This window comes from Pseudomonas sp. (assembly GCF_032058845.1).
Lineage (GTDB): Bacteria > Pseudomonadota > Gammaproteobacteria > Pseudomonadales > Pseudomonadaceae > Aquipseudomonas.
Genome location: NZ_DAMCCR010000023.1, coordinates 38401 through 49205 on the forward strand (window position 1 = coordinate 38401; position 10805 = coordinate 49205).

Annotated in this window: 9 protein-coding genes; 3 read left to right on the forward strand and 6 right to left on the reverse strand. The window is 64.5% G+C overall.

All coding sequences use genetic code 11. The features are described from left to right. Position 1 precedes the first annotated feature (1 nt). Positions 2-1111 carry a methionine ABC transporter ATP-binding protein gene (locus tag RT028_RS06950; protein WP_312933881.1) on the forward strand — a complete coding sequence of 370 codons (1110 nt, stop codon included), beginning with the start codon at positions 2-4 and terminating at the stop codon, positions 1109-1111. Beyond that, entirely contained in the window at positions 1101-1745 is a 645-nt protein-coding gene (locus RT028_RS06955) for a methionine ABC transporter permease (protein WP_312933883.1), read from the forward strand. Before RT028_RS06950 ends, RT028_RS06955 begins: the two co-directional genes overlap by 11 nt. 272 nt (positions 1746-2017) lie before the next feature. On the opposite strand, the gene dibA is transcribed toward RT028_RS06955, so the two are convergent. After that, entirely contained in the window at positions 2018-3913 is a 1896-nt protein-coding gene (gene dibA, locus RT028_RS06960) for a phosphodiesterase DibA (protein WP_312933885.1), read from the reverse strand. Between the two features lie 213 nt (positions 3914-4126). On the opposite strand from dibA, the gene RT028_RS06965 reads away from it, so the two are divergent. Continuing rightward, complete coding sequence (locus tag RT028_RS06965; protein ID WP_312933887.1) at positions 4127-5116, forward strand: diguanylate cyclase; 990 nt, start codon at positions 4127-4129, stop codon at positions 5114-5116. A 167-nt stretch (positions 5117-5283) separates the two neighbouring features. Here RT028_RS06965 and gabT read toward each other — a convergent pair whose 3' ends face one another. From gabT to RT028_RS06990, 5 genes are all read right to left on the reverse strand, one after another. Then, a complete protein-coding gene (gene gabT, locus RT028_RS06970; protein WP_312933888.1) occupies positions 5284-6561 on the reverse strand; it encodes a 4-aminobutyrate--2-oxoglutarate transaminase in 1278 nt (425 codons plus the stop codon). Positions 6562-6738: 177 nt separating this feature from the next. After that, on the reverse strand, positions 6739-8181 hold the full coding sequence (gene gabD, locus RT028_RS06975) for an NADP-dependent succinate-semialdehyde dehydrogenase (protein ID WP_312933890.1): 1443 nt from the start codon (positions 8179-8181) through the stop codon (positions 6739-6741). 135 nt (positions 8182-8316) lie between these two features. After that, positions 8317-8700 (reverse strand): glycine cleavage system protein GcvH, encoded by a 384-nt coding sequence (gene gcvH / locus RT028_RS06980; RefSeq protein ID WP_312933892.1) that lies wholly within the window; start codon positions 8698-8700, stop codon positions 8317-8319. Positions 8701-8749: 49 nt separating this feature from the next. Beyond that, positions 8750-9832, reverse strand: coding sequence for a glycine cleavage system aminomethyltransferase GcvT (gcvT, locus tag RT028_RS06985; protein WP_312933894.1), 1083 nt, complete (start codon positions 9830-9832; stop codon positions 8750-8752). Positions 9833-9956: 124 nt separating this feature from the next. After that, on the reverse strand, positions 9957-10805 hold an 849-nt coding region (locus tag RT028_RS06990; protein ID WP_312933896.1), incomplete at its 5' end, for an ABC transporter permease.

Sequence of the window (10805 nt, forward strand, 5' to 3'; positions counted from 1 at the left end):
CATGAGCAAGGCCACGGCGCTCAAGGCGCCCCTCGTACCTCCTTCTCCTGCGCGGGCCGACGAGCCGGCCACGCACCCAGGCGACCGCCCCGCGCATATCCATTTCCTCGGCCTGGGCAAGACCTACCCCGGCCAGGCACACCCGGCGCTGCACGGCATCGACCTGAGCATCCGCCGCGGCGAGATCTTCGGCATCATCGGCCGCAGCGGCGCCGGCAAGTCGTCGCTGCTGCGCACCATCAACCGCCTGGAGCAACCCAGCCACGGCCGGGTGCTCATCGATCAGGTCGACATCGCGCCGTTCGATGAAGACCAGCTGGTTGCGCTGCGCCGACGCATCGGCATGATCTTCCAGCACTTCAACCTGATGTCCGCCAAGACCGTCTGGCAGAACGTCGAGCTGCCGCTGAAGGTCGCCGGCGTGGCCAAGGCCGAGCGCCAGCGCAAGGTGCGCGAGTTGCTCGCACTGGTCGGCCTCGAGGATAAGCACCCTGTGTACCCGGCGCAGTTGTCGGGCGGGCAGAAGCAGCGGGTCGGCATTGCGCGCGCACTGGTGCATGATCCGCAGGTCTTGCTGTGCGACGAAGCCACCTCGGCGCTGGACCCGGAGACCACGGCATCGATCCTCGAACTGCTGCGCGACATCAATCGACGCCTGGGCCTGACCGTGGTGCTGATCACCCACGAGATGGCAGTGATCCGGGATATCTGCCACCGGGTGGTGGTGCTCGAGCGGGGTGAGATCGTGGAACAGGGCGAGGTCTGGCGGGTGTTCGGCACGCCACGCCATGCGGTGACCCGGACCCTGCTGGCACCGTTGCAGGCCCGGCTGCCGGACGCACTGCAAGCCACACTGCGGGCCAGCCCGATCAGCCGCAACAGCGCCGTGGTGCTCAAGCTCACGGTGCTGGGTGAACCGGCGCTGTCGGAGCTGTTCGCCGACCTCGGCGGACGCGTACGGCTGCTGCAGGGCGGTGTAGAGACCATCGGCGAGCACGCGCTGGGGCAGTTGATCCTTTCGGTGCAAGGCGCGCCACACGATACCGCGCAACTGCTGGAACGCGCCGGCCGCTGGGCCGAACAGGTGGAGGTGCTTGGCCATGTGGTTTGATCGCTTGCTGCAAGGCTTGCTCGACACCCTGCTGATGGTCGGTGTGTCCTCGCTGATCGCGTTGCTGCTGGGCGTGCCGATGGCCGTGCTGCTGGTCACCAGTGACAAGGGCGGGATCTTTGCCGCGCCGTTGCTCAACCGGGTGCTGGGCGCCTTCGTCAACCTGTTCCGCTCGATACCGTTCCTCATCCTGATGGTGGCGCTGATCCCCTTCACGCGCCTGGTGGTGGGCACCACCTACGGGGTGTGGGCGGCCGTGGTGCCGCTGACCATCGCTGCCACACCGTTCTTTGCGCGCATTGCCGAGGTCAGCTTGCGCGAGGTCGATCACGGGCTGGTGGAGGCGGCGCAGGCCATGGGCTGCCGGCGCTGGCACATCGTCTGGCATGTGCTGCTGCCTGAAGCGCTGCCAGGGATCGTCGGCGGCTTCACCATCACCCTGGTGACGCTGATCAACTCCTCGGCCATGGCCGGAGCGATTGGCGCCGGGGGGCTGGGCGACATCGCCTATCGGTATGGGTACCAGCGCTTCGACAGCCAGATCATGCTCACCGTGATCGCCATGCTGGTGGTATTGGTGGCGGTGATCCAGCTGGGTGGAGATCGCCTGGCGAGGGGGCTGAACAAGCGCTGAGGTGGGCCGCTCCACAGGGGGTGCGTTGGGCTGCCGAAGTGTAGAAAAGCGCGGTCGATGTAGGAGCGACTTCAGTCGCGATGGCCGGCAAAGCCGGCCCGATCCAGGCGCCGCGCAATAGCAGGTAAATGGAGGCTGCAGCCTTGGGGCTGCTGCGCAGCCCATCGCGGCTAACCGGAGCGCCGGACCGGCCACTCCTACAGGGGGTGCGTTGGGCTGCCGAAGTGTAGAAAAGCGTGGTCGGTGTCGGAGCGGCCGGTCCGGCGCTCCGGTCACCCCCACGCCAACGCGTCAGCCGGCACCGGCCGCCCGAACCAGTAGCCCTGGCCCAGCTGGCAGCCTTGCTCCAGCAGGAACCGAGCTTGCTCGGCCTGCTCGATACCCTCGGCGTGCACCTGCATGCCCATGCTGCGGGCCAGGGCGATGATCACGCGAACGATGGCGATGTCATCGTCGTCATCCGGCAACCCGGCGACGAAGCCCTGGTCGATTTTCAGCTTCTGCACCGGCAGCCGCTTGAGCCGTAGCAGCGAGGAATAGCCGGTGCCGAAATCATCGATCGCCAGGCGCAGGCCCAGCTCGCGCAACCGGTGCAGTTGCTCGAGCGAGACTTCCGGGTCGTCCATCACCGCGCTTTCCGTGACTTCCACTTCAAGCAAGGCCGGGTCCATGCCGGTCTCGGCCAGCACCTGGGCGACGTCCAGGTACAGGCCGCGCTGGCTGAACAGTCGGCTGGAGATGTTCACCGCCACGAACGCCAGCGCGCGGCCTTCAGCCTGCCAGCGCATCATCTGACTGCAGGCCTGGCGCAGCACCCAGAGGTCGATTTCACCGATCAGGCCCGTGCGTTCGGCAATGGGAATGAACTCGCCCGGCGGCACCAGGCCGCGCTCGGGATGCTCCCAGCGGACCAGGGTTTCCACCCCCACCATCATGCCGCTGGCCAGGTCGTGCACCGGCTGGAAGTACACGCGCAGTTCATTCTGCTCAAGCGCCCTGCGCAGCTCGCCCGCCGTTTCCACCCGGTGCTGGGCATGCGCCGTGAGCTCTTCGGTATACAGCGCGTAGTCGGCACGGCCATTGGCCTTGGCCTTGAACAGCGCCGAATCGGCATTGCGCAGCAATTGCTCGCCGGTCTGCGCGTCGTTGGGGAACAGGCTGATGCCGATGCTGACACTGATGAACAGGCGGTGGCCTTCGAAGGTGAAGGGCTCCTTCATGTGCTCGATGACGTCTCGGGCCAGGCTGGCAGCCTCGCCGACGTGCGGGCAGCGTTCGAGCAACACGCCGAACTCATCGCCGCCCAGGCGCGCCAGGGTCACCCCGGCACCCAGCCAGTGGCTCAGGCGTTCAGCGACGCGCTTGAGCAACTGATCGCCGAGGGTATGCCCCAGGCCGTCGTTGATACTCTGGAAATGATCGAGGTCCATCAACAGCAGTGCGCAACCGCGCTTGTGAGATTGCGCGGTGCTCAGCGCCTGTTCGACACGGTCATTGAACAGCAGGCGATTGGGCAGCCCGGTGAGCGGATCGTGGTGGGCCAGGTAGGCCAGTTCCTGCTCGGAGTGCTTGATGGCGCTGATGTCACTGAACACCGCCACATAGTGGCTGACCTCGCCCTGGTCATCCTGGATGGCGCGGATGGTCTGCCACTGCGGATAGATTTCGCCGCGCTTGCGCCGGTTCCAGATTTCGCCGCTCCACTCGCCGGTCTGCGACAGCGAGGTGTAGATCTGCCGATAGAAATCCGGCCCGTGATGGCCAGACTTGAACTTGCTGGGCCGCTGGCCGAGCACTTCGTCCTGCCGATAACCGGTGATGCGCATGAAGGCCCGGTTGACGTGCACGATCAGGCCATGGCGATCGGTGACCAGCACCCCTTCCAGGGTGGTGTCGAAGACCGCCTCGGCCATGCGCAGACGCTCGCGGTCCTGCTGGCGCCGGCGCGTGCCCACCCCGATGAAACCGAGCAACCGGGCCCGGGTGACGAAGATCAGCACAGCGCTTGCCAGGACCCAGACCAGCGCACTCAGTTGGCGACCCATGGCCATGGCCACCGGATCATCGAACAGGTGCTCCAGCACCCGCCCGGCCACGACCAGCCAGAGAATCGAGAGCACCACATACAGCGCAGCCATGCGCAAGGCGTCGCGAGCAGAAACAGACATAACGGGTGAGTCAGACCAAATTGAATGAAGCGGCAGTATAAAGGCACAACGCTTTCATGGCTGCTTGCAGGGAAGCGCCGGCCGCTTTTTTTAACAGGCGAACGTTCTTTGCATACTTGAACTAATTCCAAGCAAATTACTCACATATTCACATCGCTTCAGTGGCGGGCCGGGTTGCGCCGCACGCTCATCGCAACCCGACGATCCGTACCGATGACCAAGAATTCCGACTCGCCGCCGTTCGATACCTCCTCGCCAGACACTGCCCAAACCCTGCTCGCCTTGCTCCATGCCCAAGCCGAAGTTGCCCGGCTGAGCGAGCGCGATCAACTGTTCAGCACACTGCTCGAAAGCGTCAATGCCGCACTCTGGGCGTTCGACTGGGAGACCCGTCGGGTGCTCTATGTGAGCCCGGCTTACGAACGCATCTTCGGTCGTTCGCCAGCCCTGGTCATGGCGGACTTCAGCGAGTGGCGCGACGCCGTCTACCCCGATGACCTGGCCTACGCCGAACGCAGCCTGGGCGACGTGTTGCTGACCGGCGCCGTGGAAGACCGCGAGTACCGCATCATCAACGCCGCAGGCGAGGTGCGCTGGCTCAGCGACAAGTGCTTCCTCAAGCAACCGAGCGAAGGCGATCAGCGGGTCATCATCGTCGGCATTGCCGAAGACATCACCGAGAAGAAGCAGCTCGAAAGCGAGCTGCAGCGTTTGGCAACCATCGATGTGCTGACCCAGAGCAGCAACCGCCGGCACTTCTTCGAGTGTGCTCACCAGGCCTTTGAAGAGGCCTGCGCCGATGACACACCGCTGTCATTCCTGCTGCTCGACATCGACGACTTCAAGCAGATCAACGACAGCTACGGGCACCAGGAAGGCGACCAGGTGCTGCAACGCATCGCCGACAGCGGCAAGAACGCGCTGCGCCGCGGGGACCTGTTCGGGCGCATTGGTGGCGAAGAGTTTGCGGCCGTGTTTCCTGGCTGCACTGCCGAGGTCGCCGAACAGATCGCCGAGCGTCTGCAACGGGAAATCCAGCGCCTGAGCTTCAACCATGGCCAGAAGATGTATCGGGTGACCGTCAGCCAGGGGCTCACTGGCCGGGTCGAGAGTGATGAGGTGCTGGACACCTTGTTCGCCCGCGCCGACGAGGCGATGTATCAGGCAAAGCGTCAGGGCAAGAACCAGATCGTGCAGGGCTAGCGCCCCGCCCCGTCAGCGGCTCAGACAGTTATCATCCCAGCCCATTTGCCATGGCTACAGCCAGATCGCCAGCCGCGTTCGAAGCGCCGCGTGCGGCTTGCTCACCCACAGTGCGCCCAAACAAAAACCCGCCGAGGCGGGTTTTCGTTCGTTACGCGTTACCGGGTTCAGGCGAGTTCAGCGAAGCACTCTTCGATGATGGCCAGGCCTTTGTCCAGCAGCGCATCTTCGGCGGTCAGCGGAACCAGGATCCGCAGGACGTTGCCGTAGGTGCCGCACGACAGCAGGATCAGGCCCTTGTCACGCGCCTTGGCGACCACTTGGGCGACCGCAGCAGCGTTCGGCGTGTGAGTGCCTTTCTCGAACACTTCCACGGCGATCATCGAACCCAGACCACGGACATCACCGATGATCGGGTGCTTCTGCTGCATGGCGCGCAGGGCAGTGGTCAGGTGCTCGCCCACAGCCTTGCTGCGCTCCAGCAACTTCTCTTCCTCGAACACTTCGATCACGGCCAGGGCCGCGGCACAGGCGATTGGCGAGCCGGCGTAGGTGCCGCCCAGGCCACCTGGGGCGATGGCGTCCATGTACTCGGCCTTGCCGCACACACCGGCCAGCGGGAAGCCGCCGGCGATGGATTTGGCGAAGGTGGTCAGGTCAGGCGCGACGCCCATCTGTTCCATGGCGAAGAAGGTGCCGGTACGGCCAGCGCCGGTCTGCACTTCGTCAGCGATCAGCAGGATGCCGTGCTGGTCGCACAGCGCGCGCAGGCGCTTCATCAGCTCGACAGGCGCTGGCAGGAAGCCGCCTTCGCCTTGGACCGGCTCCAGGATGATGGCAGCGATGTCTTTAGGCTCGGCATCGTTCTTGAAGATGCGCTCGACCGACGCGATGGCTTCATCGACGCTCACGCCGTGCAGCTCGTTGGGGAACAGCGCGCGGAACACGCCGCCTGGCATCAGGCCCATGCCTGCGGAGTACGGCACGACTTTGCCGGTCAGGCCCAGGGTCATCATGGTGCGACCGTGGTAGGCGCCGGTGAAGGCAATCACGCCAGCGCGGCCAGTGGCGGCACGGGCGATCTTCACGGCGTTTTCGACGGCTTCGGAGCCGGTGGAAACCAGCAGGGTCTTCTTGGCGAAGTCACCCGGAACCAGCGCGTTGATCTTCTCGCACACTTCCACGTAGGGCTCGTAGGCCAGGACCTGGAAGCAGGTGTGACTGACCTTGGTCAGCTGTTCCTGAACGGCGGCAACAACTTTAGGGTGCAGGTGGCCGGTGTTGAGTACGGCGATGCCGCCAGCGAAGTCGATCAGTTCGCGGCCTTCAACGTCGATCACGGTAGCGTTCTTCGCGCTTTCCACGAAGATCGGGTGAATCTGGCCAACGCCACGTGGGACGGCGGCGACACGACGTTGCATCAAGGATTCGTTGGTCTTGCTCATAATGCCCTCTTTGGCGCCCAATTCAGGGGGCGCGTATCGGGGGAGGCTCAGGCAGCGGCGAACAGTATTCGTTGATCGACTGTCGCATGCGCCCTGGCCACCAGGTACTGCACGGTCAAAAAAGCCAGCGAGGCGTCGCTCTCGCGCCCCGCTGGCAGAGGTAATGCTTTCAGTGCATCAGATGCTGAGGCACAGGTACTTGATTTCGAGGTAGTCCTCGATGCCGTACTTGGAGCCTTCGCGGCCCAGGCCCGAGGCCTTGATGCCGCCGAACGGCGCCACTTCGTTGGAAATCAGACCGGTGTTGATACCCACCATGCCGTATTCCAGCGCCTCGGCGACACGGAACACACGGCTCATGTCACGGGCGTAGAAGTACGAGGCCAGACCGAACTCGGTGTCGTTGGACATGGCGATGACTTCGGCTTCGTCTTTGAAGCGGAACAGCGGCGCCAGTGGGCCGAAGGTTTCTTCCTTGGCCACGGCTGCTGTTTTCGGCACGTCGACCAGAATGGTCGGCTCGAAGAAGTTGCCTTCGATCAGCTTGCCGCCCGACAGCACCTTGGCGCCCTTGGAGACCGCATCTTCGATGTGTTCCTGGACCTTGGCCACGGCTTTGTGGTCGATCAACGGGCCGGTGGTGGTGCCTTCTTCCAGACCGTTGCCGATCTTCAGCTTGCCCACGGCAACCTTGAGCTTCTCGGCGAAGGCGTCGTAGACGCCATCCTGCACGTAGATACGGTTGGCGCAGACGCAGGTCTGACCATTGTTGCGGTACTTGGAGATGATCGCGCCTTCGACGGCCTTATCCAGGTCGGCGTCGTCGAACACGATGAACGGCGCGTTGCCGCCCAGCTCCAGGGAAACCTTCTTGATGTCCTTGGCGCATTCCTGCATCAGCTGACGACCGATTTCGGTCGAGCCGGTGAAGGACAGCTTGCGCACCAGGCTGTTGCTGGTCAGCTCGCCGCCGACTTCGCCCGCACTGCCGGTGACCACGCTCAGCACACCCTCAGGGATGCCGGCACGGGTGGCCAGTTCAACCAGCGCCAACGCCGAGAACGGGGTTTGCGAGGCAGGCTTGAGCACCATGGTGCAACCGGCGGCCAGGGCCGGACCGGCTTTACGGGTGATCATCGCGGCCGGGAAGTTCCACGGGGTGATGGCCGCAGTAACGCCGATCGGCTGCTTGATGACGATCAGGCGCTTGTCGGGCTGGTGGCCCGGAATGGTGTCGCCGTAGACGCGCTTGGCTTCTTCGGCGAACCATTCGATGAACGAAGCGGCGTAGGCGATTTCGCCTTTGGCTTCGGCCAGCGGCTTGCCTTGCTCGGTGGTCATCAGGCGAGCCAGGTCGTCCTGGTTCTCGATCATCAGTTCGAACCAGCGACGCAGCTTGTTGGAACGCTCTTTGGCCGTCAGTGCACGCCAGGCGGGCAGCGCCTTGTCGGCGGCCTCGATGGCGCGGCGGGTTTCGGCGGTGCCCATCTTCGGCACGGTGCCGATGACTTCACCGGTCGCCGGGTTGGTCACGTTGAGGGTCTGGCCATTGTCCGCATCCAGCCACTGACCATTGATGAAGGCCTGCTGACGGAACAACTGAGCGTCTTTGAGCTGCATGTCGACTTCCCGGATTGTTGATTGTGGAAAAAACGCCCAATGCGGAGCATCGGGCGTTTGAAATCTCAAACGAATGCTAAGCGGCTGCCGGGGTATAGGACAATAGCCTGTTCAGAAAAAAGAACGCGGCCTGTCTTATTCCCCGATTGCCGCCTTGTAGCCCTCGGCATCGAGCAGCGTGCCGAGATCCACGCTACCGCTCGGCTTGAGCTTGAAGATCCAGGCCTCGTAAGGGGTTTCGTTGAGCTGCTCAGGGCTGTCGGCCAGCGTTTCGTTGACCGCAATGACTTCCCCGGCAACCGGCGAGTAGATATCCGAAGCCGCCTTCACCGATTCGACCACACCTGCCGCATCGCCCGCCGCGAACACTTTGCCTACCTCGGCCAGCTCCACGAACACCACATCCCCCAGCGCTTCCTGAGCGTGGTCACTGATACCCACGGTGACCGTGCCATCGGCCTCCAGACGTGCCCACTCGTGACTTTCGGCAAAACGTAAATCAGCAGGGATATTGCTCATCGTGTGTGTTCCTCGATTAGGCTCGGCGGTGGGTCCGCCGTGGTTGTGTTCAGATCAGGATCTTGCCATGGCGCACGAAGGTCGGCTTGACCACGCGTACCGGGTACCACTTGCCGCGGATTTCGACCTCGGCACGCTCGCCGGTGGCGATGGGCAGCCGAGCCAGGGCAATGGACTTGCTCAACGTAGGGGAGAAACTACCACTGGTGATCTCCCCTTCGCCAACCCCTGCGACACGAACCACCTGATGCGCGCGCAGTACGCCGCGCTCTTCGAGCACCAGACCGACGAGTTTTTCCTGCACGCCCCGGTCGATTTCCGCCAGCAGCCCGGCGCGGCCGATGAAGTCGCGGCTGGCCGGCTCCCAGGCAATGCTGGCGTCAAGGTTGGAGGTAAGCGGCGTGTGCGTCTCGTCGATGTCCTGGCCATAGAGGTTCATGCCGGCTTCCAGGCGCAGCGTGTCGCGAGCGCCCAGGCCGCTGGGGGCGATGCCCGCGCCGACCAGATCGTAGAAGAAGCCGGGGGCCTGGGCGGCTGGCAACATCAGCTCGAGCCCGTCTTCGCCGGTGTAGCCGGTGCGCGCGATGAACCAGTCGCCATCGGCCACGCCCTGGAACGGACGCAATTGCCGGATCAGGTTGGCGCGCGCGGTGCTCAGCAATTCGGCGACCTTGTCGCGGGCATGTGGCCCCTGAATCGCCAGGATGGCCAGCTCCGGACGTGGCTGGATCTGCACGTCGAAGGTTCCGCTGTGCCGGTTGAGCCAGGCGATGACCTTTTCGCGGGTGGCGGCATTGGCCACCAGACGGTAGCCGCCGGCAGTGCGGTAGATGATGAGGTCGTCGATCACAGCGCCCTGCTCATTGAGCATGGGGCTGTACAGGGCATTGCCGGGCGCTTCCAGGCGCGCAACGTCGTTGGCCATCAGGTGCTGCAGGCAGGCCATGGCATCGACACCGTCGACATCGACCACGGTCATGTGCGAGACGTCGAACACACCGCAATCACTGCGAACCTGATGGTGCTCCTCCACTTGCGAACCGTAGTGCAGGGGCATGTCCCAGCCACCGAAGTCGACCATCTTGGCGCCGAGGGCCAAGTGCAGGTCATACAGGGGTGTACGCTGTCCCATGGGTTTCTCCTTGCGGGCGTGGCGAGGCAACGGCGCGTGGTGACGTTGAATCGTTAGCCACTTTTGTAGGACGCGCCGCTGCGAATGCCGCGCATTGTAGCCGCATGGGGGCAGGCTGGCACCCTTAGCGGGTTGCCCCTGGCGCCCGTGCGGACCGTCGGATCAAGCCGATCACCGGCACGAGGCCGACCAGCACCAGCGTCAGCGCCGGGAGCGAGGCACGCGCCCATTCACCTTCACTGGTCATCTCGAAAACCCGCACCGCCAGGGTGTCCCAACCGAACGGGCGCATCAGCAGCGTTGCCGGCATTTCCTTGATCACGTCGACGAACACCAGCAACGCCGCGCTCAGGGTGCCGGGCACCAGCAACGGCAGGTAGACCCTGATGAACAGCCCTGCGCCGCCGACCCCCAGGCTGCGCGACGCCTCGGGCAACGATGGCCGGATACGCGCCAGCGTGCTTTCCAGCGGGCCGTAGGCGACCGCCATGAAACGCACCAGGTAGGCCAGCAGCAAGGCCCACAGGCTGCCCAGCAGCAGCGGTTTGCCAGCGCCGCCCAGCCACTGCGACAGCGGGATGACCAGGCGGTTGTCGAGGTAGCTGAAGGCGAGCATCAGCGACACGGCCAGCACCGAGCCCGGCAAGGCATAGCCCAGGTTGGCCAGCCCCACCCCGCTGCGGATCATCGAGGTGGGCGCCTGGCGCCGGGCGAAGGCCAGGCACAGCGCCACGCTGACCGTGACCAACGCAGCCGTCCCGCCGAGTGTCAGTGTGTGCAGCACCAGGCCCAGGTAACGCTCGTCCAGGTCGTGCCGGCCGCGCTGCCAGAACCAGGCCAGCAGCTGCAGCAGCGGGATCACGAACGCGCAGGCGAACACCAGCAGGCACCAGGTCGTGGCGGCCAGGGCCTTGATCCCCTGCAAGCGATACAGCGGCTGCGTGCGCCCCCGCTCGTTACCCGCGCGCGCAGC